Genomic DNA, 26,059 nt, shown 5'->3' on the forward strand with positions numbered 1-26,059 from the left:
TCATGACCTTCGGGGCGCGTCGACGTCTTGTGTGCGGTAGCGAACATTTCTCGCAAGCCTTGAGCTTCGGCTTTTCCCGATGAGCGGCCCCGACGTTCTTTCCGTCACCGCCGAAATCTTTCCCCTCATCAAGACCGGCGGCCTGGCGGACGTGGCCGGCGCCCTGCCGCTGGCGCTGGCCAAGCAGGGTGTTCGGGTCACCAGCCTGGTTCCCGGCTACCCGGCGGTCATGGCCGCGCTGGAAGGCGCCGAGCGCATTCATCGCTTCAACAGCCTGATGGGCGGCCGGGCCAGCCTGCTACGCGCCAGGGCCGGAGCGCTCGACCTCCTGGTCATCGATGCGCCACACCTCTACGATCGGCCGGGCAATCCCTACCTGCAGCCGTCGGGCAAGGAGTGGGCCGACAACGGCGTACGCTTCGCAGCCTTGGCCAAGGTTGCGGCCGAGATCGGCATGGGCCTTTTGGCGGACTACCGTCCCGACGTCATCCAGGCGCATGACTGGCACGCGGGCCTCACGCCAGCCTATCTGCGCTACGCCCGCAAGGACGCCGGCCGCAGAGCGCCGCCGGTGGTGCTCTCGATCCACAACCTCGCCTTTCAGGGGCGTTTCCCGGCGCGTCTGCTGGCCAAGATCGGCTTGCCGCAAGAAGCCTTCGCGATCGACGGGGTCGAGTACTACGGGGACATCGGCTACCTGAAGGCGGGCATTCAGTTCGCCGACCAGGTCACCACCGTCTCGCCCAGCTACGCCGCCGAGATCACCACCGAGGAGGGCGGCATGGGCCTGGGCGGACTGCTGAAGTCGCGCGCAAGGCATCTGGTCGGCATTCTCAACGGGATCGACACGGAGGTGTGGAATCCCGCGACCGATCCCGACATCAAGGCCCAGTACACGGCCGAGAACGTGGAGCTTCGGGCGATCAACAAGCTGGCGGTCCAGTCGCACTTTGGCTTGCGACCCGACTCCGAGGCCCCGTTGTTCGGCATCCTCAGCCGCCTCACCGACCAGAAGGGCGTCGATCTTCTCTTGGACGCGCTGCCGGTTCTCTGTGCCGAAGGCGCGCAACTGGTGGTCTGCGGTCAGGGCGAGGCGCGGTACGAAGCCGCCTTTGCCGAGGCTGCCAGGACCTATCCGGGTCTCGTGGGACGCTTCGTCGGCTACCGCGAGGATCTCGCGCACCTGATCCAGGCCGGGGCCGATGCGATCCTTGCGCCGTCGCGCTTTGAACCCTGCGGTCTCACCCAGCTTTGCGCCATGCGTTACGGCGCTATCCCGGTGGTCTCGCGCACCGGCGGATTGTCGGACACCATCATCGACGCCAACTCCGCCGCCATCGCCCGCTCGGCCGCGACCGGCGTGCAGTTCGCTCCACCGACGCGGGACATGCTCGAGGACGCCATACGTCGCACCTGCGCCCTCTATCGCGATCCCATCGGCTGGCGGCGCGTACAGCTGAACGCCATGGCCTCCGACAGCTCCTGGCGGGTTTCGGCCGGCGAGTACGCGGCGATGTTCCGCCGCCTGCTGGTCGGTCGAGATGTGGTCATGCCCGCCAACGACGCCGCGCCCGAGGAACCGCGCAGCTTCGCCGGCTATGGCGAGGAGCCGGCGCGGCGGCCGTCGCGCCGACGCTCGCCCAGCCGGCCTCTGCCCACGCAGGAGATTCCGCGAGCGGCAGAGAGCGCATGATCGTCGCCGACCTGATCCGCCTGCTGAAAACCTGCGACCCCAACGCCATCGTGCTCATCCCGCGCGACGGCGGCCCGGGCGATGCGACGGAGCGGGTGGCGGAGGCAGCCTCGATCCCGGCCGAGCGCTTCGCCGGCGGTCCGGCCGCGACCCACGGCGCGCTGCGCCTGCTAGGTCTGCCGGCGACGGTCGGAGCGGAGATCACGGCCGACTGAAATCCGCGGCAGGGTATCAAAGGATACGCGGCGGGGCCGTGGCCGAGAGGCGTGCGTTAACTCGGCGCGCTCCAGGAGTTTTCCATGACCTCGCCCGACGGTACGTCCCGCGAACGGGCTTTCAAGGCCGAGCTGATAGAGGTCGTGCCGCGTCTTCGCGCCTTCGCCCGAAGCTTGGCGGGAGACGCTCATGCGGCCGACGACCTGGTGCAGGACACCCTGCTGAAAGCCTGGAACGCCCGCGAAAGCTATGTCGTGGGCACCAACATGAAGGCTTGGGCCTTCATGATCCTGCGCAACCAGTTCTATTCCGGGAAGCGCCGTTCCTGGCGACTGCTGGAACTGGATCAGGAGACCGCCGAGCGAACGCTTGTGGCCGCCGACGACGCCCACGCCGTTCTCGATCTCGACGATCTGCGGCGCGGTCTGGCGCTGCTTCCGGAGGAACAGCGCGAGGCTCTGATCTTGGTCGGCGCCGGCGGCCTTTCCTATGACGAGGCGGCCACGATCACCGGGGTCGTTGTGGGCACGGTGAAAAGTCGCGTGAGCCGCGCCCGCGCATCTCTGGCTCGTATTCTCGAAGAACAACGGCTGGAGCCGCGCTCCGCGCCGGTCGGCGCCGCCATGGCGTTGATCCTAGGCGAGGTCGACAGGATTCGTTCCCGCGCGGCCTGAAGTTCAGGCTTCGCGCAATCGGCGATGAATATCCGCCGCGGCGATGGCCGCTTCGGCGGTGGCGACCGTGATCTGATTGAGGCCCCGGACCACGTCGCCCGCGGCGTACAGCCCATCGATCGAGGTCTGCTGGTGACGATCGACGATCAGGTTGCCGCCGTCGTCGTGCGCCGCGCCCCAGCGCACCGCCAGCCTGCTTTGCATCTCGCAGCCGAGCGCCAGGTAGAGGCAGTCGAACGTGCGCTCCCGGCCGTCGACGCTCACCTGGACTGCCTCGTCAAAACGAATATCGGCTGGCGTTACCGACATGACCCCGACGTCGTCTGCCAACAGCCGCCCAACGTCTGGCAGGGCGTCGAGCGAGCCCTGGTGCAGCAGCGTCACGCTGTCCGAATAGGTCTTCAGGAACAGGGCTTCCCGCGCGCCGAGCGGGCCGTCGCCCAACACCGCTATCCGCTGGTCTATGGCCTCGTAGGCGTCGCAGATCGGGCAGATGCGCACGAGCGCCCGCCGGACGGCTTCGTCGATGCCGTCTATATCGGGCTTGCGGTCGACCACGCCTGTGGCCAGCAGCACGAACGGCGCCTTCACTGGCGTCGACGAGCCGTCGAGGGCGACCTCGAAGCACTCCTCGACCCGGGCCAGGCTGTCGGCGCGCGCCTCGATTGTCGTGGCGCCGTAAAGTTCGGCCTGCCGCCGCAGTCGGCTCAGTAGCGCCGGCCCACCGACGCCGTCGGGAAAACCTGGCGTGTTGTGGCTTTCGGGGATCCAGTTGGCGCGGGGCTCGCCGCCGTCGAGGACCAGCACCCTTCGACGGAAGCGACCCAGATAGGTGGCGGCGGTCAGGCCGGCCGGCCCCGCGCCGACCACGATGGCGTCATAGCGCATGGCTTGCCTCCACGGGTTGGGACGACCGCGGGCGTCCCAGAATGCGGGTCACCGCCAGGTCTGCGGTGACATTGCCCAGCGTGCGGAAGAGGTCGGGGATCGTCTCCACCGCCAGCAGCAGGGGCAGCGCCCCGAGCGGCGCTCCTAGCGCCAGGGCGACGGGACCGATGGTGGCGAAGAACGACACCTGTGCAGGCAGGCCGACGGCCGCCAGGCTGACCGCGGCCGCGACCAGAACGGCCACACACACGGTGGCGGGCGTCAGCGCCACGCCATGGGCCTTGGCCAGGTAGATCGCCACCGCGACATTTGCCGCTCCGCTCGCGGCCCGAAAGATCGCCACGGCCAGCGGCAGGACCACGCTCGACACCGAGACCGACGTCCTCATGGCGCTCGACGCATCGATCATCGCCGGCAGGCAGGCCAGCGACGACTGGGTGCCCAGCGCGATCGCCTGGACGGGACCGGCCCTCCTGGCGAAGGCGAACGGCGAAATCCTGCCCACGAGCGCGACAAGGATGTAGGCCGCGACCGTGACGGCCAGGCAGGCGAAGACCACCGTCAGCACGTAGTGCAAAAGGGCGCCGGCCGCGCCGCCGCCGGCCTGCGCGCCGACGCCAAAGCCCAGCGCCATGACGCCCAGTGGTCCCGCCAGCAGCACCCATCGGACGATCACCAGCATCGTCTCGACCAATCCCTCGAAAACCCTGGCGAGCGAGATGCGCAGATCCTCGCGGATCCGCGTCATGGCGAAGCCGAAGAACAGGGCGAAGACGACCAGCGGCGTCATGCTCGTCTCGGCGGCGGCCTTGACCGGATTGGCAGGGATCAGGCCCTCGAACCAGGCGCCTTGTTCGACGGGCGGGGACGGCGCCTGTGTGCTCCGCAAGGTCAGGCCGCCGTCGGGGATCGGCAGCCAGTCGAGCAGAGGCAGTGTCACCAGCGCCCCGATGGCGCAGGCGCCGATCAGCAGGGCGGAGAACCAGGCCATCGCGCGGGCGGTCGCGCCACCGGCCGAAGCACTGGACGCCGCCGAACCGATGGCGGTCACGAGCAAGCCGAACACGAGTGGAACGACGGTCATAGTCAGGGCGTCGAGCCACAGGCGTCCGATGGGCGTGGTCATGGCCAGCGCGGGCTCGCTCAAATGCGGCGCCTGTCCGCCCACGGCCATGCCCGCCGCCAGGCCGATCGCCAAGCCGATCAGGATACGGGTGGACGGGGTGTTCCAGCCGAGCGGGGGGCGAGGCGGTGCTGAGGCGTGGTTCATGGCGTCTCCCGAAGTCGCCATCGCAAACGCCACAGTCAGCCAATCGCTCCGCTAATGGTTCAGTGAAGCAGTTGGTTTGCGAACTATGCAACAAGGAAAATAGCGAGGAACCGCGGCGAGCGCGCTGGATTCATCGGGATCCAAGGCATGGTCGAGCGCAGTTAAATCAGTTCCTTGGGAAAACAAATGTTATCCGGAGGGCATGTTTCATCCGAAGACCACATAAATCGCCTTGAAGGCCCATTGTTCGGCATAGTAGAGCGGCAGAAAAGCCGCGAAGCGGACAGTGTGAGTGATGGTCGACAGGCAGCGAAAGCTGAGCGAGCGCGATAGCGCCGAACGCAATCGGCTTCTTATCGATTCCATCGTCGACTATGCGATCTACCTGGTCGATGCGGACGGAATGATCGCCACCTGGAACACCGGCGCGGCGCTGTTCAAGGGATATGCGGCCGAGGAGGCTATCGGTCGCCACTTCTCGATCTTCTATACTGAGGAGGACCGCGCGCGAGGAATGCCCGCTCGCGCGCTGGAGACGGCGCGCAGCGAGGGGCGCTTCGAGGCCGAGGGCTGGCGCGTGCGCAAGGATGGCTCGCGCTTCTGGACCCACGTCGTCATCGACCCAGTCTTCGAGCACGGCGAAGTCATAGGTTTCGCCAAGATCACGCGCGACGTCTCGGCCCGCAAGGCGGCGGACAAGGCGCTTTACGAAAGCGAGCAGCGCTTCCAGCGCCTGGTGCAGGGCGTCCGCGACTACGCCATCTACATGCTCGATCCCGTCGGCAACGTCACCAACTGGAACTCCGGCGCCGAGACCATCAAGGGCTACAAGGCTGGCGAGGTTCTCGGGCGCCATTTCTCGATGTTCTACACGCCCGAAGATCGCGCCGCTGGCGCGCCCAAGGCGGCGCTGGCCAGGGCGCTCGAGCACGGCAAGTTCGAGGGCGAGGCGATCCGCGTGCGCAAGGACGGACAGTCGTTCTGGGCCCATGTCCTGATCGATCCGATCCGCGACGAGGGCGGACGTTTGCTCGGCTTCGCCAAGGTGACGCGAGACATCACCGAAAAGCGCCGCGCTCAGGACGAGATCGAGCGCACTCGCGAGGCGCTGGCCCAGGCCCAGAAGATGGAGGCGATCGGCCGGCTGACGGGCGGAGTGGCGCACGATTTCAACAACCTTCTCACGGTCATCCGATCCTCGGCGGAGTTCCTGCAGCGCGCCGACCTCGCGCCGCGTTGGGGCAAGTACGTGGAGGCGATCGCTTCGGCCTCCGAACGAGCAGCCTTACTGACGAGCCAGTTGCTCGCCTTCGCGCGTCGCCAGCCCTTGCGGCCGGAGACGTTCAACGCGGTCGCTCGCTTGGAAGGCCTGGGACAGATCATCGCCGCTTCGGCGGGCTCGTCTGTCCAGGTCCGTCAGTCCTACGAAGCGCGCGAACTCTGGGTCAGCGCCGATCCTGGACAGTTCGACACCGCGATCATCAACATGGTGGTCAATGCGCGCGACGCGATGCCGGAGGGCGGCGGCATCACCATCCGCGCAGGACGCGCGGACGGGGTGCCGGCCGTTCGGGGGCACGCCGCAGCGCCTGGCGAGTTCGTGGCCATTTCGCTGGCCGACACCGGTACGGGGATGTCGATCGAGACCCTCGCCCAGATCTTCGAGCCCTTCTTCACCACCAAACCGATCAATCGTGGGACCGGCTTAGGTCTCAGCCAAGTCTATGGCTTCGCCAAGCAGTCACGAGGCGAAGTCGCGGTGGAAAGCCGGGAAGGGGAGGGATCGACCTTCACGCTCTTCCTCCCCAGGACCTCGGCCGGGCCTGTCGAGGCGGTTCGACCCGAGCCCGAGGAACTCGTCGAGCCGATGCGCATCCTTCTGGTCGAGGACAATATCGAGGTCGGCCAGTTCGCCACCGGCATGCTCGAGGAAATGGGGCATGCGGTGACGAGAGTCTGCGATGCCCAATCGGCCCTGTCCGCCCTGGAGGCGGCGACAGGCGCTTTCGACCTTGTGTTCACCGACGTGGTGATGCCAGGAACGAGCGGCGTCGATATGGCCCGCGAGGTCCGCGAGCGTTGGCCAAGCCTGGGCATCATACTGACCAGCGGCTACAGCCACGTCCTGGCGGACGGCGCGCACGGCTTTCCGCTTCTAAGCAAGCCATACACGCTCGACAGCCTGTTGCGGGCCTTGCGCAAGGCCCGCTGACATTCACGGGCTAATCCCGCCGGCGTGACGAGGCGACGGCCTGGATGACCTTGTCCATGGCCGCGGGCTTTTTCAGCCGTTTGACCTCCAGTAAGTCTGGTGGAAAGGCGATGTCGTCATAGCCGGTCAGGAACACGAACGGCACCCGCGCCGTCTTCAGGGCCCGGGCGACCTTCAGGCTGGGGCCTCTGCCCAGGTTGACGTCGAGCACGGCGCTGGTCGGCATCTCCTCGTCGATCGCGGCCAGGGCGGCTTCCTCCGCCGAGAAGGGGCCCAGCACCTGCGCACCGGCGTCCTGAAGCGCCTGGGCGGCCTCCGAGGCCAGGAGGAAGTCGTCTTCCAGCAGCAGGATGCGTTGGCCCGAAAGATCCGGCGGCGCCTCGTCGAGCGCTTCGTCGAAAACCGTACCCCGATCGGGAACGCCGGTTTCGAGCACGCTGGCGCGATGCATCAGCGGGAAGGCCAGCCGGCACGCCGCGCCGTCCTGGCCGATGAGCAGCTCGCTCTCGCCTTGAAGATCGTACGGCACGCGGCGCTCTATCAGTTCGCGACCAAAGCCCCGTCGCTCGGGTTCGTCGCCAGTCTTTGTGCTCGTGGCTTGCTCGCGCCAGAGGAATGAAAGCCAGCGGCGACCCTCCCTCGTCTCAACCGACCAGGACACCTCGATCCTGCCGTCGGGCACGGAAAGCGCGCCATGCTTGAGGGCATTGGTGGCCAGTTCGTGCACGGCCAGCGTCACAACCTCGGCGGCCTTGGGCGGCAAGGTGAGATCCGGCCCTTCGACCTGATAAAGGCTCTCGTCCGAGGCCTGCGCGGCCAATTCCTCGCGCACGATCGACGCCAGGTCGATGCCGGTATTGGCCGAGCGGGTCAGCAGCGCCTGGACCCGTGCAAGTATGGCCAGACGGCCGCGCCACGCGGCGGCGAATTCCTCGAGCGAGGCCGATCCGCGCAGCGTGCGGTCCGATATTGTGCGGATCATGGCCAGGGTGTTGCGCACGCGGTGCTGCACCTCGGCCAGCAGGATGGCCTGGCGTTCGGCCGAGCGCTTGGCCTCGGTTATGTTGGTGAACAGTACAGCGACCTTCCGCTCGGTCGGATCACCCACCCGGAAGGCATAGAGGTCGAAAATCCGGCCCTCCAAAGCGCCAGAGGGCTCCTGGAACCGCAGGCTCTCACCGGTTTGAGCGACGCGATCGTAGATCTCGATCCATCGCCGCTCGATCCCGGGCGCCAGTTGTTTGATGGTGCGGCCCGTGGCGTTGGTCAGGCCATTGTGCTTCTCGAAGGCTGGGTTGACCTCGATGAAGAGCCAGTCGTCGGCCACGCCGTCGGCGTCGTAGAGTATCTGGATGATGCAATAGCCCTCATCCATCGACGAGAAGAGCGTGCGGTAGCGCTCTTCCGAACGTCGCGTCTCCTGTTCGGCGCGGGCCCTCATCACCTCGGCCCAGGTCCGCTCCGCGACCTCGCCCATCAAGGCGATCTCCCGCTCGTCGAACCGATGCGCCGACTGGAAATGCACGAAGAGAACAGCGCGCAGTTCGCCGTCCTTCAACAGTGGCACGTTGACCGTGGCTCCTAGCGCCAGCGCCTCGTGCGCGGCCTTCTCGGCCTCTGTCAAACCAGGGTCGCCGGCGATGTCGTCGCGCACCACCGTCCTGCCGTCCCGAAACGCTGCGAGCAGTTCGGGGCCATAGTCGTCGTAGCGATAGCGACCCTCGATACCCGGCACGCCATCGACATAGTTTCGGACCACCGCGATCTCGCCGCCGCCCAGGTCCTCGGCATAGCCGACGCGGTTGGCCCCGAGACGCTGGCCAAGGGCCTGGGCGGCCACCAGTTGGATTTCGTTGGCGTCGCCCATTGGGCGCAGGGTGTCGGCGAGTTCCAGCAGGAAGCCCTGCCGTTCCCGATCGCTTTGCAGCGCCGCCTCGGCCGCGTGCCGGCGCGTGGTGTCGGTGGCGACGATCAGGAATCCGCCGACCGTGCCGTCGTCCAGGCGGATAGGGGTCCAGGTGGCGGTGAACCAGCTGGTCGGCGGCGCGCCCTCGACGACGTCGAGCTCGAACGGGGCGTCCTCCCAAAGCTGGGCTTCGCCGGCGAACACGCCCCGCAGGGCCGGACGCAGCGTGGGCTCAAGCTCGGGCCAGATGTCGCAAAGCGGCTTGCCAAGCGCCCAGGGATGCCGGTTGCCGAGGATCGTCCGATAGAGGTCGTTGTAGATGAGCCGCGCATCCGAGCCCCAGCAGACGCAGGCTGGCTGCGCCATCGACAACGCCATATCGACCGCGGCCCGCGCCACCGGCGGCCAGGCCGTGAAAGGGCCCAGCGGCGTGTCTTCCCAGCGAAGCTCCAAGGCCGCCGCCCTCATGCCGCCATCGGTTTGCGGCCGGCCATTCTTACTCGCGATCATGATCCTTCCCAGCCACTCGACGTACCAACGCGCGATGCGGGATTTGGACGTCGTCAGAAAGGGGCGACCTAAAGGATGGTGATGGAGGGCAGGTCGCCGGCGCCGTGGAACAGTCGCCCTCGAATATCAAAGGACGCTCCTGGCAACGTCCCTTCGCCGGTTGAATTTCGGCTCCGGACCCTCCAGCAGCAAGGACGACACATGCCCAAGGTGATCGGCAAGGACACCGGCGCGGCTTCGATCGCGGCCGAGTTCGCCACTGAACGCGGTCAAGCCGGCGAGCTTCACCAGATCGCGCCCGACGGCGGTGACGTGCTGACCACCCAGCAGGGCGTTCCTGTCGCCGACGACCAGAACACCCTGCGGGTCGGCGAGCGCGGTCCCGCCTTGCTGGAGGACTTTCACTTCCGGGAGAAGATGTTCCACTTCGACCACGAGCGCATTCCCGAGCGTGTGGTCCATGCCCGTGGCTACGGCGTGCACGGGACCTTTACCCTGACGGAGTCGCTCGAGGAATTCACCCGCGCCAAGGTGCTGACCGAGGTCGGCGAAAGCACGCCGATGTTCGTCCGTTTCTCGACCGTCGTCGGCAACAAGGGGTCGTTCGACGTCGCGCGCGACGTGCGCGGCTTCGCGGCGAAGTTCTACACCAAGGAGGGCAATTGGGACCTGGTGGCCAACAACATCCCGGTGTTCTTCATCCAGGATGCGATCAAGTTTCCAGACCTGGTCCATGCGGCCAAGCCGATCCCCGACCGCGAGTTTCCCCAAGCCCAGACCGCACACGACAATTTCTGGGACTTCATCACCCTGACGCCGGAGTCGATGCACATGATCATGTGGGTCATGTCCGACCGGGCTATCCCCCGCTCGTTCCGGTTCATGGAGGGTTTCGGCGTCCATAGCTTCCGGCTGATCAACGCCGACGGCAAAAGCACCTACGTCAAGTTCCACTTCAAGCCGCGCCTGGGGCTGCAGTCGCTGACGTGGAACGAGGTCCAGAAGATCAACGGCGCCGATCCCGATTTCCACAGGCGCGACCTTTGGGACGCCATCGATCTTGGCGCGCCGCCGATCTGGGACCTGGGGGTGCAGCTGTTCGATGACGACTTCGCCGATCAGTTCGAGTTCGACATTCTGGATCCGACCAAGATCATTCCCGAGGAACAGGTCCCGGTGCGGATCGTCGGCGAGTTCGTGCTCGACGGCCTGGTCGACAACTTCTTCGCCGAAACCGAGCAGGTCGCCTTCTGCACTCAGAACGTCGTTCCGGGCATCGGCTTCACCAACGACCCGCTGCTACAGGGGCGCAACTTTTCCTATCTCGACACGCAGCTGAAGCGCCTGGGCAGTCCCAACTTCACCCAATTGCCAATCAATGCGCCGCGCTGCCCGGTCAGCAACTTCCAGCAGGACGGCCACATGGCCGTGCGCAACGTGAAGGGGCGCGCCAACTACGAGCCCAACAGCTGGGGCGGGCCGCGCCAGAGCCCCACGCTGGGCTATCGGCATTTCGACGCCGCCGAGAACGGCCGCAAGGTTCAGGAACGACCCGGCTCGTTCTCCGATCACTACAGCCAGGCGCGGCAGTTCTTCATCAGCCAGACGCCTATCGAGCAGAAGCACATCGGCGATGCCCTGGTGTTCGAACTCGCCAAGTGCGAGCGGGTCGACATCCGCCAGCGCATGGTCGCCCACCTGCGCAACATCGACGAGGGCTTGGCGAAGGTGGTCGCCAATGGCCTTGGCCTGCCGGCGCTACCCGATCCGGCGCCGGCGGCTTCGCCGACGATGACGACCCTGGAGCCCTCCGATCCGCTGTCGATCGTCAAGCGCGCGCCGGGCAGCTTCGCGGGCCGCAAGCTCGGCATCCTGGTCACCGACGGCGCGCCGGTGGCGCTGGTCGAGGCCTTGACCGAGGCGGTGAAGGCGTTGCCGGCCGTCTACGAGATCATCACGCCCAAGGCCGCCGGCGCCGTGCTCGACGACGGCACGATCGCGCAGGCCAAGCATAAGATCGATGGCGGGCCTTCGGTTCTCTACGATGCGGTGGTGCTGGCGGTCTCGGCTGAAGGGGCGGCCCTGCTGGCGAGCGACAAGACCGCCAAGGACTTCGTCAACGACGCCTTCGCCCACTGCAAGTTCATCGGCTACACCGCTCAAGCCCTGCCGCTGCTCGCCAAGGCGGGCGTCGCGCCGGAAGATCATGATGAAGGCCTGATCCAGATCGACGGCGCAGACGACGTGGCGGCCTTCCTCGCCGCTTGCGGGCAACTGCGTTTGTGGAACCGCGAGCTGAAGGTCGATCTGGACGCCGCAGCCTTTCTAGAACACGGCGGCAACCCGCCGAGGGGCGCGTAAGTCGGGGGAGCTGAAGGTCAGGAAAGCCAATCGTCCAAGGCCAGGGCGCGCGAGGAGGCCGTGCGCGCGCCCATGCTGTTGCGCATGATCTCGAGGGCCCAGGCGTCCCGTTGCGGATCGTCGCTGGCCACGAGGTTCTCCGGAACCCAGAGGCCGTACTCACGCATGTGGGCGTCGGCGGCGGTGAACAGCACGCAGATGTCGGTGGCGACCCCGGTCAGGATCAGGCGCTGGATCCCCAGTTGCGGCAACAGCACCGGCAGGGTCGTGGCGTAGAAGCCGGAGAACCTCGGCTTGATGACGAAGAAGTCCTTCTCGCGGGGCTTCAGCTTTTCGACGATGTCGCGGGCCGGACTTTCCGCGCGAGCCGCGTGGGCGACGATTTCAGCGCGCTCCCCGCGCCACTGGCCGAAGTTGTCATTGACGTAGATGGTCGGAACTCCGGCCTCGTCGGCCTGAGCGCGAAGGCCAAGCAGGTCGTCGACGATGCTTCGGCAGGCCTTGCGAAGGGGCTCCGCCCCGGGGAAGGCAAGGTCGTTGATCAGGTCGATGATCAGGAGGCCAACCCCGCTGGGCGACTTGATCGATAGGCATGGATCGTCCGTGTGCATACCGGCGCAACGCACGAGGGCGCCGACGGCGCCGTCGAGCGTCCAATGACATGCAACGGCAGGCGGCCATCGGCGTTCGCGAGGCCAGAATTATGGCAGCGTTTTCAATCTATTACATTTGATGCTCGCCGAAACGGCGCTGCCCGCGCGCCGTTCTGCCTCCGACCGGGGGCGCCTGTTCCCCCTGCCGGCTTCACCGGAAGCCAGGGCCGCTGGCGCGGGCGCGCTGCTCTGCCGGCCGCTTCATCGATATCGACGGAGATTTCATGCCGACAGACACCGATGCGCCGATCACGCCGGCCAATCTGGTCAAGCAGCCCGGCGGCCAGACCTATGTTTCCCGGGCCATCACCATCGACCGCCCCCGGGAGGAACTCTACGCCTTCTGGCGCAACCCCAAGAACCTCCAGCGCCTGATGGACAACGTCGAACGCATCGACGTGATCGACGAGCGCCGCTCCCATTGGGTCGTCAAGGGGCCGGCGGGCGCCGACATCGAATGGGACAGCCTGATCGTCGAGGACCAGCCTGGGCGGCGCATCGCCTGGCAGGCCGACGAAGGCGCCCAGGTCGCCAACCGCGGCTGGGTCGAATTTCGCGACGGCCCGCCGGGGCGCGGGACCGAGGTCCACGCCCTGATCGAATACGACGCGCCCGGCGGAGTGCTCGGCCGGCTGATCGCCAAGCTCTTCCAGCGCGAACCCAACACCCAGACCCGCCGCGAACTGCGGCGCTTCAAGCAACTGATGGAGACCGGCGAGATCACGACCTCGGAAGGTCCACGCGGCGCCGGCCGTCACGAGAAAAAGGAGGCCTGATGCGCGCCCTGACCTGGCATGGAAAGCACGACGTCCGCGTCGAAACCGTCGACGATCCCAAGATCGTCAATCCGCGCGACCTGATCTTGAAGGTCACCGCCACCGCGATCTGCGGCTCGGACCTGCACATCTACGACAGCTTCATTCCCTCGATGATGGCCGGCGACGTACTCGGCCACGAGTTCATGGGCGAGGTGGTGGAGGTCGGGCCGGGGCTGCGTGGCGAGGGCGATAATGCGCCCCTGAGGGTCGGCGATCGAGTCGTCGTGCCGTTCAACATCGCCTGCGGCGCCTGCCGGCCCTGCAAGACCGGGCAGTTCTCGGGGTGCGACAACTCCAACCCCGCCGACAAGGGCGACATCAGCGAAGTCGCCTACGGCCACGCGGTTTCCGGGATCTTCGGCTATTCGCACATGACTGGCGGCTATGCCGGCGGCCAGGCCGAGTACGTGCGCGTGCCCTATGGCGACGTCGGGCCGGTCAAGGTGCCCGACGGCCTTACCGACGAGCAGGTGCTGTTCCTGTCGGACATCTTTCCGACCGGCTGGATGGCGGCCGAGAACTGCGGGATCGAGCCGGGGGACACCGTCGCGGTCTGGGGCTGCGGGCCGGTGGGCCAGTTCGCGATCCGCTCGGCGCTGCTGCAAGGCGCTGCGAAGGTCATTGCCATCGACCACCACGCCAATCGCCTGGCCCTGGCCAAGGCAGCCGGCGCCGAGGTGCTGAACTACCACGAAGTCAAGGTCCGCGAGGCGTTGATGGAGCTGACCGGCGGCAGGGGGCCAGACTCCTGCATCGACGCGGTCGGCATGGAGGCCCACGGCTTCTCGCCCGACAACATCGCCGACGCCGCCAAGGCCGCCGTGCGTCTGGCCACCGACCGCACCCATGCGCTCCGCGAGGTGATCATGGCCTGCCGCAAGGGCGGCCATGTCTCGGTGCCGGGCGTCTATGGCGGCATCACCGACAAGTTCCCCGTCGGCGCCTTTATGGAGAAGGGGCTGACCATGAAGACGGGCCAGACCCACACCCAGAAATACATGAAGCAACTGCTGGAGATGATCGAGGCTGGCCAGATCGACCCGACCTTCGTCATCAGCCATCGCCTGCCGCTGGAAGAGGCGGCCGAGGGTTACCGCCTGTTCAAGGAGAACCAGGACGAGGTCACTAAGGTGGTGCTGCGTCCATGAGCCTGGAGGAAAGACACATGAACGCCCCGCGTCCCCTCGCCGTGGTCACCGGCGCCTCCAGCGGCATCGGCTACGAGCTGGCCAAGCGCTGCGCCGATCATGGTTGCGACCTGATCATCGCCGCCGACACCTCCCTGACGGAGGCCGCCCAGGTTCTACGGGACCTTGGGGCCGACGTCGTGGCGGTCCGCGCTGACCTCTCGACCATCGACGGTGTCGACCAGCTCTATGCCGCCGTTTCCCAGGCCGGTCGGCCGGTCGACTATCTCCTGGCCAACGCCGGACATGGCCTCGGCCACGCCTTTCTCGACCAGGATTTCGCCCAGGCGCGTCATGTGATCGACACCAACATCACCGGCACGATCTATTTGCTGCACCTGATCGGCCGCGACATGCGCGGTCGCGAGCAGGGCAGGATCCTGCTTACCGGATCGATCGCCGGCCTGATGCCCGGCTCCTTCCAGGCTGTCTACAACGGCACCAAGGCCTTCATCGACAGCTTCTCCTTCGCCCTGCGCGATGAGCTGAAAGATAGCGGCGTCACCGTCACCTGCCTGATGCCCGGCCCGACCGACACGGCCTTCTTCGAGCGCGCCGGCATGACCGACACCCAGGTGGGGCAGGCGAAGAAGGACGATCCGGCCGATGTCGCCAGGACCGGCTTCGAGGCGATGATGCGCGGCGAGGGCGACGTCGTGCACGGCCTGAAGAACAAGGTGCAGGCCGCGGCGGCGGCTGTCACGCCCCAGTCGGCTCTGGCTAGACAGCATCGCAAGATGGCCGAGCCCGGTTCCGGAGATTGATGGCTCCGCGCCACGCTTGATGCTTCACGATCGCTATGGGGCGGCCTCTACCCGGCGTCGGTCTGCAGGACGCTGCGTCTGGCGATCAGCGGAAAGGCGATAGTGCAGCGCACGCCGCCCGGCGCGAAGGTCAGCGCGCCTTCGCCCATCAGTTCGTAAGGCACGCGCTGCTCGATCAGCACCGAGCCGAAGCCCGACCGTCGCGGCGCGGCGGCGGCGATCTTCACCCCGTGCTCGCACCAGTCGAAAGCCAGCCAATCGACCCCGTCTCTCGCCGCGACCGTCCAGCCGATTTCGAGGCGGCCGCTGGCATTGGACAGGGCGCCGTACTTGGTGGCGTTGGTGGCCAGTTCGTGGACGGCCAGGGTCATGACCTCTGCGGCCTTGGGCGGCAGCAGGATTTCCCGGCCGCCGATTGTGACCCGTTCCTCGTCGGCCACCTGCGCCAGTAGCTCGTCGCGCACCAGGCTTTCCAGGTCGACACCCGCGCCTGGACTGCGGGTCAGGAGCACCTGGGTGCGGGCCAGCGCCGACAGCCTGCCGTCGAGATGGGCCGAAAGGTCTTCGACGGTTTCGCTGGTCTCGGCCGTCCGGCTGACGATCGATCGGATCACGGCCAGGATATTGCGCACCCTGTGCTGAAGTTCAGCGACCATCAGGTTGCGGGCCTGGCCGGCTCGCACGCGCTCCGTGGTCTCGATCAGGATCAGGAAGGTGGCGACCACGCTTCCGTCCTCGTCGCGGACCGGGGAGCAGGACAGGGTGAAGCAGGCGTCCTCCACCGCGCCGTCGCGTCGGAAGGGCAGGGGATGATCCTCGAGCGTCACCGTCTCGCCACGCCAGGTGGCCTCGCGCGCGGGCGCCAGGGTGGCGCGGGCGGGTTCCAGCGATCCAAGGCCGGCATGGCCAAGATCGTCGCGTCCGTCCAGCAGGGCGGCGTACGCATCGTTGTAGAGGGTGGTGGCTTCGCTTCCGGCCCAGAGCACGGCGGGAAAGCCGCAGCCGAGCAACACATCGATCGCCGTTCTTCGGCTTTGCGGCCAAGTCTCCGATGCCCCAAGCGCCGTCTCGCGCCAATCGAAGGCGCGGATGCGGCCGGCCATGCCGGGTGAGGCCACTTCGCCGCTGGTATCCCCCATGAATTGCCTTCTTACGCTTCAATGTCGGATGTCCGACGTAGCTAGCTTCGGAGCCTGTGGCGATAACGCGAAGCTTGGAAGATCGCCACAATCGGAGCGAAAGTTTTCTCAGAACGCACCAATACGGGTCGACGGCGCGTTGAGCATATCAGATGATAAAGACCGGGATGGGGCTCGCTGCTAGCACGGAGCGAGCGATGAAGATTCGGATGGCACCCTCAAGGCCTGGAAAGGCCTGCGCGTCATGCTAGGCGTCCCCGCTCCGCGGACGAGCGAGAGGGCGTACCTCACCCGGCTGAGACGTCACGGCCACCTTCATGACGAAGACGTCGTCGCGCTCGAGGCGCAACTGGGCCGTATCGAATCCTATCCGGCGGGCAAGGACCTGGCTCTGGTTGGCGCGCCGCCGATGTTCGTGATGTCGGGCTGGGCCTGTCTTTCGCGAACGTTGCGGGATGGGCGTCGGCAGATCCTGGCCTTCCTCCTGCCCGGCGACGGCGTCGGATTCGACTTGCTCACAAGGTCTCAGCGCTCGATCGAAGCCATAGCCCTGACGCCCTTGAAGGTCCGCTACGCCCAAGCCGGTTTCACGGCCGGCGGCGATCGCCTGCCGCGCGCTTTCGCAGCCGCGGCGATGGTCCAGCAGGGGCGGATGATCGACCAGATGGTGCGTCTCGGCCGCCAGACGGCCTATGAGCGCATGGCCCACCTGTTGCTGGAACTGCATGGACGCCTGGCCGAGATCGGCGAGGTTCGCGGTGACAGCTTCCATCTGCCGGTCAAGCAGGAGGTCCTCGCCGACGCTCTGGGCTTGAGCTTGGTGCACGTCAACCGCACCCTGCAGCAGATGCGCAGGGACGGCCTGATCGACATGCGCGGCTCGCAGATGACCTTGTTGGACCGTCCGGCCATGGAACTGGCTTCTGACCAGAGTTCCTAGGAATTAACATAGGTTATTTGGCCCCTTCGGCGGTTCTCCTATGCCTGGCCCGAGTTGAGCGGGGCTATGCATGGCGGATTCTCTGGAAGGCTTGGCGGTCTTAATCGTCGAGGACGAGTTCTATCTCGCCGATGATCTGGCCTCCGCGCTTGGCGAGGCGGGCGCACGGGTTCTGGGGCCCTTCGGCCGGGTCGAGGACGCCCAACGCCTTATCGAGAGCGGCCAGGCGGTCGATATCGCCATCCTCGACATCGATCTGGTTGGAGACAGGGTCTTTCCCGTAGCGGACATGCTGCGGGAGCGCGGGACGCCGTTCCTGTTCGCCACCGGTTACGACCCCGACATCATTCCCAGCCGCCTTTCCGACGTGCCTCGCCTCGAAAAGCCGGTGACGACGGCGGCCGTTGTCCGGCTTCTGCTGGTCCTGCATCTGTCCCGATGACGGATACCGACCGCCGCCTGGGCGTTTGAGAAGAACCTCGCCGTCATGGAGGGCTCCCATGCCCGAAAGGACGTCTCCAGAAACGCCCGATCTTTCCGGCCGACGCGTCCTCGTCGTCGAGGACGACTTCTATCTGGCCGGCGACACCAGCCGCGCCCTGCGCGAGGCGGGAGCCGAGGTGGTCGGTCCCGTTCCGCGCCCCGGCCCTGCATTGGAGGTCTTGGCGCGCGAGGATCTCGACGCCGCGGTGGTCGACATCAATCTCGGCGAAGGCCCATCGTTCGCCCTGGCCGACGCGCTGAAGCGCGCGGGCGTGCCGTTCCTCTTCGTTACCGGATACGACGAAGCCCTGATCCCGCAGCGCCTCTCGAACGTCGCGATGATCCTCAAGCCTGCCGACAAAGCCGCGATCCTGGAAGGCGTCGCCGACCTCTGGCGGGTTCCCGCCATCAAATGACGCAGGGGCGAGCCCCGGTTCGCCTCGAACGTTGGTCCTCCTGAAACCGAGGAGGGACTTAACTCATGCGCGCGACGGCTCTTATCCTGGCGACCGCCTGCCTGTTGGCGGCCTGCAACAAGGCCCCCGACGAACAACGGGCCGAAGGGCAGAAGAATGAGCCCGCCAACATCGCCCAGGACGTCGCCGGCGCGGCGACCGGCGTCGCCACTGGTGCGACCGGCGCCGTGAACGCCGAGGCCTTCGCGCGCGACGCGGCGATCGGCGGGATGTACGAGATCGAGTCCTCCAAGCTCGCTCTTGAGAAAGCCGCCAATCCCGACGTGAAGGCGTCGGCGAAAATGATCATCGCTGACCACGAGGCCGCCGACGCCAAGCTCAAGGCCCTCGTGGCGGCCGGCAAGGCGCCCGGGCCGCTTCCCACCGCCTTGGATGAGCGCCGCAAGGGCATGCTCGACAATCTGCGCGGCGCCTCGGCCAAGGATTTCGACGACCGCTATCTCGACCAGCAGACCATGGCCCACCACGAGGCGCTGCTGGCCTTCAACGGCTACGCCAAGACTGGCGACAACGCAGACCTGAAGGCCTTCGCCGCCGAGACCGCACCGAAGCTGGAAAAGCATGCGCAGATGGTCACCAAGCTCGACCGCTCCACCAACGCCGACGACGAGACCGGCTCCGGCAGCGCCGCCAAGCCCAACGCGGTCGGAAAGGCCGCTGACGACATGCGCCACTAGGCATGCATGCGCCCGTCAGCCCGCCGACTGTGAAAGGGCCGTTGGGACGCGACCTTCCGGCCTATATTTCCAATGGTCTCATAGGCCTGCGTCTTCGCGAGACCATCGTGCAAAGCGGCATGGCGCTGGTTTCGGGCTTCGCCGGCGTCCATCCCGAACGCGGGATCGAAGGTATCGCCCAGGCGCCGTTTCCATTCGGCGTCGATCTTGCCGTCGACGGCGTCTGGGTCAGCGACGCGCCCCATGCCGTCGAGCCGGTCGACCAGGTCCACGACTTCGAGACGGGCGAACTCGTCACCCGCGCCATCCTCCGTCTCGGCGACAGGGTGCTGTCCTTGCGGACCGTCGCCTTCTGCAGTCGAACACAGCCGACGATCGTCGCACAGGAACTGGTCGTCGAGGCCGATGGGCCGTGCCGCCTGGAGTGGCGCAGCTTCGTCGACGTCAAGGGCCTCCGCGGTCGCCTTGCGGATCTTCGCCTGGATACGCCAGGTGAAGCCGAGACGGTCGGCGACGGCGTGCTGTGCTGGGAAGGAAACGGCGGCTCGGGCCGTTGCGGCGTCGCCTTCGCCTCCCGGGCGCCAGAGGGAAGCGATAGGAGCCAGGCCCTGTCGCATCCGCTGGCCCCGGCGGTTGTCACCCACGCCGTGCCGCTGGCGACCGGCAAACCCCGCCGACTGCTGCAGGTCGTCAGCCTCGTGCCCAGCGTGTTGCATCGGCAGCCCGACTACGAGGCGGTGCGGATGCTGGCCCGGGCGCTCGAAACCGGCTTCGATCGCCTGCGCGCGGACAACCGCGCCTGCTGGAAAGACCTGTGGCTTGGCCGCATCCGGCTGATCGGCGCCGAGCCGCGCTGGCAGGCGCTGGCCGACGCGGCCTTTTATTACCTGAACGCCTCGGTGCATGGCGCCTCGCCATGCTCGACCTCGATCTTCGGCTTGGCCAGCTGGCACGACTATCACTACTATTACGGCCACGTGATGTGGGACATCGACGCCTTCGCGATCGAGCCCCTGTCCCTCCTGCAGCCCCAGGCGGCTCGCGCGCTGCTCGACTTCCGTAGCCGGGGCCTCGTCGCCGCCCGCAACAACGCCAAGCTGATGGGGCGCGAGGGCCTGCAGTTTCCCTGGGAAGCCGCGCCGCTCACCTACGAGGAGGCTGCGCCCGGCGGCGGCTCGGGGGCCTGGCGCGAGGATCACGTCACGCTCCACGTCGCGCGCGCCTTCGCCCAATACGCCGCCGCGACCGGCGACGCCCGCTTCGCCGACGAGGAGGCCTGGCCCGTGCTGGCCGGCGTCGCCGACTGGATCGCCAGCCGCGTGACCTCTCGTGACGAGGGTTACGCCTTCCTGCACCATGGGGGTCCGGCCGAACGGGTCGAACCGGTCGACAACGACGCCCTGACGATCATGGCCGCCAAGGTGGTGCTGGGGCAGGCCCTGGCCGCCGCTCGCGTCAAGGGGCTCCATCCACGCGAAGCTTGGGGGCGCATCGCCGGTGGTTTGGCGCCGCCCATGCGCTCGGACGGCGCGATCGCCGCCCATGACGGCTTCGTGGTCACCGAGGAGAAAGGGGCCACGCCGTCGCCGCTGATGGGTCTTTATCCCTACGGCTATCCGGTAGACCCCGACACCGAGCGCAGGACCTTGGCCTTCTATCTTGGCCGCTGGGAAGATTATGTCGGCTCGCCGATGCTGTCCGCGCTCTATGGCGCCTGGGCCGCGATGGCGGGCGACCGTCGGCTGGCGCTGAAGCTGCTGGATGAGGGCTATGGCCGATACGTCGTCGGCCGCTTTCACCAGACCCTGGAGTATCGCCTCGACAAGATGCCGGACGGCGCCCCTGCCGGACCGTTCTTCGCCAACATCGCCGGTTTCCTTTCGAGCTTGCTGTTCGGGTTTACAGGCCTTCGGATCGGGTCCGGTGAACCGGAAAGCTGGTCCAGCCGTCCCGCGATCCTGCCTGCCGGCTGGCAAGCGATCGAAGTCGATCGCCTGTGGGTTCGGGGCAGGGCGATGCGCTTGCGAGCGCGGCACGGCGAGCCTGCGACTCTCGACGACGCATGAATCCGCACCCGTACTGAGGAGCTTTCGCGATGAAGCGCTACGCCTATGGCTGGCTGACCGCCGCATTCTTCCTGATCTCGATCGTCGGCCACTGGGCCTTCGGCTGGTACGCCTTTGTCGACGAGCAGCAGGCCCTGCACCAACCCGCGGCGCTGTCCGCCTATCTCGTGGAGATGGGCCGCGACACTTTCGAGAACTGGCAGTCGGAATTCCTGCAACTGATCTGGCAGGTCGTGGGCCTCGCCTATTTTCTCTATGTCGGCTCGCCCGCCTCCAAGGAAAACGACGACCGCACCGAGGCCAAGCTGGACGCCCTGATCCGTCTCCAGGCCGGCGAGAAGGCCGAGGCGATCCTGGCGGATATCGACCGGCGCTTCCTTCGCACCCATGGCCACCCGAAACCCCATGGCCATGGCGCGGAAAGGGTGGTCGCGGGCCGCGAATGAGGCGCCGCCGAGGGGCAGCGCCAGGTCAAGCGGAGGTTTTTTGAATGAGCAGCCGCGCATCCTGCGGCGCGGCGCTCTTGATGTCGTTGTCGAAGTAGCTGAACACCCCGATCCCGTCCTTCAGCCGCGCGTCGATCCACCTGGCCCAGTCGTCGAGGACGTTGGCCGTGTAGCGACCATGATATCGGCCGCCCGGACCATGGCCGCGTACATAGGCGAAGTCGGCGGTGACCTCCCAAGGCGACGGCGCGTCGTGGTGGTCGGAAATGCAAAAGGCCGCGCCGTGGTCGCGCAGGATGTCGAGGACGCCGGCGTCGTACCAGCTGTCGTGGCGAAACTCGACGGTGACCTTCTCGCCGCGCGGGATCCACGACAGAAAACGCTTCAGGCGCTCGTCGTCGCGGCGAAGCATCGGCGGCAGTTGCACGAGTGCGGGCCCTCGCTTGTCGCCCAGCGGCGCCATGCGGCCGAAGACGAGGTCGACGCTGTCCTGGCAGTCCTTGAGCTTCTTGTTGTGGGTGATGTAGCGCGACACCTTCCAGGCGAACAGGAAGGTGTCCGGAACCTGGTCAGCCCAACCGTTCACGGCTTTTTCCGACGGCAAGCGGTAGAAGCTGCCGTTGATCTCGGTCGTGTCGAAGACCGAGGCATAGTAGGCAAGCCGATCCTTCAGCCTGACGGTCTCCGGATAGAACGGGCCGCGCCAGTCGTCATAGGTCCAGCCCGAGCAGCCGATGCGAGCGGTGGCTTCCATCTTGTTATCCTGATCAGCGCAGCGCCGCAGCAGGGAGAAGGTTCCGTGCAGGCTGCGGCGCGGATGCGACTCTCGGGTTGCCGGCGGCGTAGACGGGAAATCCCTGGCTCGATTTTACAAACAACGTCCCGGTTCTTCGCGATCCAGTTCGCCAAGCTTCACAAGTTCTCGAAATAGGCGCAGCCGAGGCGCGATTGAGCTTACATTGCGGGGTCTGGTTCTAGGAGCGCTGAAGGCCAGCTTCTGGCGCTGTCTAGCTGGTGACACGAGCTCAGAACTGTTGCGAAGAGGGGATGCCGGCCCGTAAAGCAGGCAAGTGGTTGTCCAGTCAGCTGAGACGCTGCTGGACGCAACTGAGGTCGGATTCATGTCGCAAGCTGAACTCCCAAGCCGTGCAGCCTGATCTCAACGCCCTTTCGGTCTTCGCGCTTGTCGCCGAGGAGCGCAGCTTTCGCGCGGCGGCCGACCGCCTCGGCGTGACGCGCTCGGCGGTCAGCCAGACCATGAGCCGCTTGGAGGAAGCTCTGGGGATCGCTCTGGTTCGACGCACGACCCGTAGCGTCAGCCTGACCGAGGAAGGCGAGCGTCTCTACATGCAGGTCGCGCCTTCGCTCGCCGAAATGCGCGCGGCCGTAGAGGCGGCGGGCAACCTCGATGAGCGTCCGCGCGGACAATTGCGCCTGGCCGTTTCTTCGATCGCCGAGCGCTTTCTTTCGGGACCGTTCCTCGCCAATTTCGCCAGCGCCCATCCCGACGTGCAGCTGGACGTCAATGTGACCGACGAAGAGTTCGACATCGTCGCCGAGGGCTATGACGCCGGGGTACGGCTGGGCGAGGTGATCGAGCAGGACATGATCGCCATCGCCGTCGCCAGCGAAGAGCGCCAGCTTGCCGTCTGCGCCCCGGCCTATCGCGACCGCTTCGGCGCGCCTGCGCATCCTCGCGACCTGGCGGCGCACCGGTGTATCGGCTGGCGACCTACGCCGAAGTCGGCGCCCTACCGCTGGGAGTTCGCCGAAGGCGGCAAGGAGTTCAGCGTCTCGGTCGAGCCGGAGATCACCACCAACGACATGGCGTTGATGGTCAAGTTGGCGGTGGCCGGCGCCGGGATCAACTTCGGGATGGAGGAGTGCTTCCGCCCCTCTATCGAGCGGGGCGAGCTGGTTCCGCTTCTTGAGGACTTCTGCCCGCGCTTCGCCGGCTTCTATCTCTACTATCCCAACCGCCGGAACATCTCGCCCAAGCTTCGGGCGCTGGTTGAGCACATTCGACGCTGGAAGTGATGCTCGGGAAGCGCGGAAGAGCCGCCTTCCTCCGCCGCGGCCGTGCCGTCGGCGGGGAAAGCGGCCCGCTGAGCGAGCGGCGGCTCATGCAGCCGCCGCCTGGCGCTAGGAGACCTTCAGCAGGTGCTCGTAGCCCATCATCCCGAAGACCCGCGCGGTTTGCGCCTCGACCACGTCGTTGACCAGCGGGGCGCCGTAGTCCGAGTAGTCGACGACGGTGCGCATGGGCTTCTCGCCCTTAGGGATCGACAGCACCCGCGCGATCTCGTCGGCGACGCCCTGGACGGGCGCGTCGGCGCCGGCCAGGAGCGCGCGCAGGCCCGGCCCGATGTTGTCGAAGTCGTCCTTGAACCGCTCATAGCCCTCGACGACGTCCTGGTCGCCTGGATGGACGGCTGACTGGAAGTGGGCGGTTCCGTCAGGGAAGATGCCCGGCATGACGATCACCGTTTCGACGCCGAAGCGGTTGACCTCGTAGGCGGTGACCTCGGCCAGGGCGTCCAGCGCGTACTTCCCGGTGATGTAGGGTCCCACGAACGGCGTGACGATGCGGGTGATCGTACTGCCGACATAGAGCAGGACGCCGTCGCCCTGCTTGCGCAGCTGGGGCAGGGCGGCTCGGTTGAGCCTGTGGGCGCCGACGACATTGGTGTTGAGGCAGTCGGTCAGCTGCTCGGGCGTGAAGCCCTCGTAGACGCCGATGAACAGGTGGGCCGCATTGTGGATGACGATGTCCAGGCGGCCATGATCGGCGACGACCCGATCGACGGCGGCCTGGCAGGAGGCCTCGCTGTGGATGTCCAGGTCGACGACGCGGACATAGCCGCCATGGTCCTGGGCGTAGGTTTCGAGCGCCTCGCGGCGGGCCAGGCTCCGCCCATTGGGATCGCGAACGCCGGCATAGACCGCGTAGCCCTGGCGGATGAGGGTTTGGGCGGTGAGCAGGCCCATGCCCGTTCCTGCACCCGAGATGATCACCGTTTTCATCATATCTCTCCTTGATCGCGCTCCAGAAAAGAAGGGGATCGCCAGCGTGGAGGCGTGCGCCAGCGATCCCGGCAAGCAGGGGCTTGAGGCTCGGATTGGTTGGATGTTGATGAGGAGGCCGGGCGTTGGCCCGGCGAGGGGCGACTAGCGTTCGCGAAAGAAGATCATTCCGCCGTGGTGAAGCTCGTCTGGGGTGACGAACTCGCCATCGGCCGTGAACCCGGTGTCGTCCCAATAGGCGATATGGGTGGCGTCGACTTCGTACCGCCCACGATAGGCGCTCTTCCTGGCCCCGCGCGCTTCGTCGTAGCGTCCGTTGGCGAGCAGTTCCTGGCGGATGCGACCGTCAGCGGTGACCCACATGCCGACATAGGGGTGCTGTGCAGCTGTCTGCGGCGTCATGGCTGGGCTCCTTTCTGCCGAAGTTTCAGCGCCGGGCCTGCAGCGTCGAGGTCCCGAAAATCAGCTGCTGGGCCATCGGACGCCCGATGAAGCGGTCCGGGAAGATCGGCGTCGGCGCGCTCGCCGCATTCAGTCGGGCCAGCTGGCCGTCGTCGAGGGTCACGTCCAGGGCGCCGAAGTTGTCCTGCGCCTGCTCCAGCGTACGCGCGCCCATGATCGGCGAGACGACGGCGGGGTTGGCCAGGGTCCAGGCGATGGCCACCTGCGAGCGCGACACCCCAAGTTCCGCGGCGACCTCACCGACGACGTCGGCGATGTCGAGCGAACGCTGATTGAGGTGGCCGGTGGAGGCGATCACGCCCTTGCGGTCGGCCGCGACGTCGGAGCCGTTGTCGTCCGAGAGGTCCTCGCGACGGTACTTGCCCGTCAGGATGCCGCCGCCCAGCGGGGACCACGGCATGACGCCCAGGCCCAGTTCGCGCGCCATCGGCATCAGCTCGTGCTCGACGGTGCGTTCCACCAGGCTGTACTCGATCTGCAGGGCCACCAGCGGCGCCCAGCCACGCAGGTCGGCGATCGACTGGAGCTGCGCCACCCGCCAGGCTGGGGTGTTACAGATGCCGACGTAGAGGATCTTGCCGGCGCGAACGAGGTCGTCCAGGGCGCGCAGCACCTCCTCGGGACTGGTGGTGAAGTCCCAGGCGTGGAGGTACATCAGGTCGATCCGGTCGGTGTCGAGCTGGCGCAGGCTGGTCTCGACCGAGCGGACCAGGTTGTAGCGGTGGTTGCCCCCCGAATTGATGTTCGAAGGATCGCGCGCCATGGTGAACTTGGTGGCGACCACCATCCGCTCGCGCTTGTCCTTGATGAAGCCGCCCAGCATGCGTTCGGAGGCGCCGTCCGTGTAGTTGACAGCCGTGTCCACGAAGTTGCCCCCGCGATCGGCATAGGCGTCGAAGATCCGGCGGGCGTCGGTTTCGTCGGCGCCCCAGCCCCAGTCGGAGCCGAAGGTCATGGTTCCCAGCGCCAGCGGCGATACGCGAAGCCCGGAGCGGCCGAGCAGGCGGTAGTGATCGAGAGCGGTCTTGAGGGTCATCGCGATCTCCTTTCGGGAGGTTCAAGGTGGTTGGTTCTCGTGCCGCCGAAGCAGCTGCCTGAACCTAGCCACGCCTCATTGTCGCGATAAGTCGGCCATTAGTATCCAATGTGGTTAGTAATTCTAACCAGTGTCGGCTGGCGGGGGCGATCTGCAGG

At 66.7% G+C, this 26,059-nt stretch carries 24 protein-coding genes; 15 read left to right on the plus strand and 9 right to left on the minus strand.

Going from position 1 to position 26,059, the window contains the following annotated elements; genetic code table 11:
* The first annotated feature begins 79 nt into the window (after nucleotides 1-79).
* The 3 genes from glgA (at nucleotide 80) to DDF67_RS21915 (ending at nucleotide 2,583) form a co-directional block, all read left to right on the plus strand.
* Complete coding sequence (glgA, locus tag DDF67_RS21905; protein ID WP_109454912.1) at nucleotides 80-1,693, plus strand: glycogen synthase GlgA; 1,614 nt, start codon at nucleotides 80-82, stop codon at nucleotides 1,691-1,693.
* Nucleotides 1,690-1,908, plus strand: coding sequence for a hypothetical protein (locus tag DDF67_RS21910; RefSeq protein WP_109454913.1), 219 nt, complete (start codon nucleotides 1,690-1,692; stop codon nucleotides 1,906-1,908). Before glgA ends, DDF67_RS21910 begins: the two co-directional genes overlap by 4 nt.
* An 84-nt stretch (nucleotides 1,909-1,992) precedes the next feature.
* Entirely contained in the window at nucleotides 1,993-2,583 is a 591-nt protein-coding gene (locus DDF67_RS21915) for a sigma-70 family RNA polymerase sigma factor (RefSeq protein ID WP_109454914.1), read from the plus strand.
* Between the two features lie 3 nt (nucleotides 2,584-2,586).
* Here the strand turns inward: DDF67_RS21915 and DDF67_RS21920 are convergent, their stop codons facing one another.
* Both DDF67_RS21920 and DDF67_RS21925 read right to left on the minus strand, forming a co-directional pair.
* On the minus strand, nucleotides 2,587-3,471 hold the full coding sequence (locus DDF67_RS21920; RefSeq protein WP_109454915.1) for an NAD(P)/FAD-dependent oxidoreductase: 885 nt from the start codon (nucleotides 3,469-3,471) through the stop codon (nucleotides 2,587-2,589).
* The gene (locus DDF67_RS21925) at nucleotides 3,461-4,741 is read right to left on the minus strand and encodes a dicarboxylate/amino acid:cation symporter (RefSeq protein WP_158278099.1); all 1,281 of its coding nucleotides are present in this window, start codon (nucleotides 4,739-4,741) and stop codon (nucleotides 3,461-3,463) included. Before DDF67_RS21925 ends, DDF67_RS21920 begins: the two co-directional genes overlap by 11 nt.
* 295 nt (nucleotides 4,742-5,036) lie before the next feature.
* On the opposite strand from DDF67_RS21925, the gene DDF67_RS21930 reads away from it, so the two are divergent.
* Entirely contained in the window at nucleotides 5,037-6,953 is a 1,917-nt protein-coding gene (locus tag DDF67_RS21930; protein WP_109454917.1) for a hybrid sensor histidine kinase/response regulator, read from the plus strand.
* A gap of 10 nt (nucleotides 6,954-6,963) precedes the next feature.
* On the opposite strand, the gene DDF67_RS21935 is transcribed toward DDF67_RS21930, so the two are convergent.
* Entirely contained in the window at nucleotides 6,964-9,369 is a 2,406-nt protein-coding gene (locus DDF67_RS21935) for an HWE histidine kinase domain-containing protein (RefSeq protein WP_109454918.1), read from the minus strand.
* 201 nt (nucleotides 9,370-9,570) lie between these two features.
* Between DDF67_RS21935 and DDF67_RS21940 the strand changes: the two genes are divergently transcribed.
* The gene (locus tag DDF67_RS21940; RefSeq protein ID WP_109454919.1) at nucleotides 9,571-11,730 is read left to right on the plus strand and encodes a catalase; all 2,160 of its coding nucleotides are present in this window, start codon (nucleotides 9,571-9,573) and stop codon (nucleotides 11,728-11,730) included.
* A gap of 17 nt (nucleotides 11,731-11,747) precedes the next feature.
* Here the strand turns inward: DDF67_RS21940 and DDF67_RS21945 are convergent, their stop codons facing one another.
* Nucleotides 11,748-12,341 carry an isochorismatase family cysteine hydrolase gene (locus DDF67_RS21945; protein WP_109454920.1) on the minus strand — a complete coding sequence of 198 codons (594 nt, stop codon included), beginning with the start codon at nucleotides 12,339-12,341 and terminating at the stop codon, nucleotides 11,748-11,750.
* A 266-nt stretch (nucleotides 12,342-12,607) separates the two neighbouring features.
* Here DDF67_RS21945 and DDF67_RS21950 point away from each other — a divergent pair, with 266 nt between their 5' ends.
* The 3 genes from DDF67_RS21950 to DDF67_RS21960 are packed head-to-tail and all read left to right on the plus strand — an operon-like array spanning nucleotide 12,608 to nucleotide 15,152.
* Nucleotides 12,608-13,159: an SRPBCC family protein gene (locus DDF67_RS21950; protein ID WP_109454921.1), complete on the plus strand. Its 552-nt coding sequence runs from the start codon at nucleotides 12,608-12,610 to the stop codon at nucleotides 13,157-13,159.
* Entirely contained in the window at nucleotides 13,159-14,349 is a 1,191-nt protein-coding gene (locus DDF67_RS21955) for a zinc-dependent alcohol dehydrogenase (RefSeq protein ID WP_109454922.1), read from the plus strand. Before DDF67_RS21950 ends, DDF67_RS21955 begins: the two co-directional genes overlap by 1 nt.
* 17 nt (nucleotides 14,350-14,366) lie before the next feature.
* Complete coding sequence (locus DDF67_RS21960; RefSeq protein ID WP_109454923.1) at nucleotides 14,367-15,152, plus strand: SDR family NAD(P)-dependent oxidoreductase; 786 nt, start codon at nucleotides 14,367-14,369, stop codon at nucleotides 15,150-15,152.
* 47 nt (nucleotides 15,153-15,199) lie between these two features.
* On the opposite strand, the gene DDF67_RS21965 is transcribed toward DDF67_RS21960, so the two are convergent.
* Nucleotides 15,200-16,291, minus strand: a complete 1,092-nt coding sequence (locus DDF67_RS21965; RefSeq protein WP_109454924.1) for a sensor histidine kinase — start codon at nucleotides 16,289-16,291, stop codon at nucleotides 15,200-15,202.
* Between the two features lie 244 nt (nucleotides 16,292-16,535).
* Between DDF67_RS21965 and DDF67_RS26285 the strand changes: the two genes are divergently transcribed.
* The 6 genes from DDF67_RS26285 (at nucleotide 16,536) to DDF67_RS21995 (ending at nucleotide 21,379) form a co-directional block, all read left to right on the plus strand.
* Nucleotides 16,536-17,231 carry a Crp/Fnr family transcriptional regulator gene (locus DDF67_RS26285; protein WP_109454925.1) on the plus strand — a complete coding sequence of 232 codons (696 nt, stop codon included), beginning with the start codon at nucleotides 16,536-16,538 and terminating at the stop codon, nucleotides 17,229-17,231.
* Between the two features lie 70 nt (nucleotides 17,232-17,301).
* Nucleotides 17,302-17,673, plus strand: coding sequence for a response regulator (locus tag DDF67_RS21975; RefSeq protein WP_109454926.1), 372 nt, complete (start codon nucleotides 17,302-17,304; stop codon nucleotides 17,671-17,673).
* A 58-nt stretch (nucleotides 17,674-17,731) separates the two neighbouring features.
* Nucleotides 17,732-18,130: a response regulator gene (locus DDF67_RS21980; protein ID WP_109454927.1), complete on the plus strand. Its 399-nt coding sequence runs from the start codon at nucleotides 17,732-17,734 to the stop codon at nucleotides 18,128-18,130.
* Between the two features lie 65 nt (nucleotides 18,131-18,195).
* Nucleotides 18,196-18,867, plus strand: a complete 672-nt coding sequence (locus DDF67_RS21985) for a DUF4142 domain-containing protein (RefSeq protein ID WP_109454928.1) — start codon at nucleotides 18,196-18,198, stop codon at nucleotides 18,865-18,867.
* Nucleotides 18,868-18,908: 41 nt separating this feature from the next.
* A complete protein-coding gene (locus tag DDF67_RS21990; protein ID WP_233247736.1) occupies nucleotides 18,909-20,933 on the plus strand; it encodes a glycoside hydrolase family 65 protein in 2,025 nt (674 codons plus the stop codon).
* Nucleotides 20,934-20,962: 29 nt separating this feature from the next.
* Nucleotides 20,963-21,379, plus strand: coding sequence for a DUF6766 family protein (locus DDF67_RS21995; protein WP_109454930.1), 417 nt, complete (start codon nucleotides 20,963-20,965; stop codon nucleotides 21,377-21,379).
* Nucleotides 21,380-21,404: 25 nt separating this feature from the next.
* Here the strand turns inward: DDF67_RS21995 and DDF67_RS22000 are convergent, their stop codons facing one another.
* The gene (locus tag DDF67_RS22000; protein WP_109454931.1) at nucleotides 21,405-22,133 is read right to left on the minus strand and encodes a DUF72 domain-containing protein; all 729 of its coding nucleotides are present in this window, start codon (nucleotides 22,131-22,133) and stop codon (nucleotides 21,405-21,407) included.
* A 392-nt stretch (nucleotides 22,134-22,525) separates the two neighbouring features.
* Between DDF67_RS22000 and DDF67_RS22005 the strand changes: the two genes are divergently transcribed.
* Complete coding sequence (locus DDF67_RS22005; RefSeq protein WP_109454932.1) at nucleotides 22,526-23,416, plus strand: LysR family transcriptional regulator; 891 nt, start codon at nucleotides 22,526-22,528, stop codon at nucleotides 23,414-23,416.
* Nucleotides 23,417-23,521: 105 nt separating this feature from the next.
* Here DDF67_RS22005 and DDF67_RS22010 read toward each other — a convergent pair whose 3' ends face one another.
* From DDF67_RS22010 to DDF67_RS22020, 3 genes are all read right to left on the minus strand, one after another.
* Nucleotides 23,522-24,403 carry an SDR family oxidoreductase gene (locus tag DDF67_RS22010; protein ID WP_109455056.1) on the minus strand — a complete coding sequence of 294 codons (882 nt, stop codon included), beginning with the start codon at nucleotides 24,401-24,403 and terminating at the stop codon, nucleotides 23,522-23,524.
* Between the two features lie 144 nt (nucleotides 24,404-24,547).
* Complete coding sequence (locus tag DDF67_RS22015) at nucleotides 24,548-24,805, minus strand: Atu4866 domain-containing protein (protein WP_109454933.1); 258 nt, start codon at nucleotides 24,803-24,805, stop codon at nucleotides 24,548-24,550.
* Nucleotides 24,806-24,830: 25 nt separating this feature from the next.
* Nucleotides 24,831-25,901 carry an aldo/keto reductase gene (locus DDF67_RS22020; protein ID WP_109454934.1) on the minus strand — a complete coding sequence of 357 codons (1,071 nt, stop codon included), beginning with the start codon at nucleotides 25,899-25,901 and terminating at the stop codon, nucleotides 24,831-24,833.
* Nucleotides 25,902-26,059 lie beyond the last annotated feature (158 nt).

Source organism: Caulobacter endophyticus, from assembly GCF_003116815.1.
GTDB lineage: Bacteria > Pseudomonadota > Alphaproteobacteria > Caulobacterales > Caulobacteraceae > Caulobacter > Caulobacter endophyticus.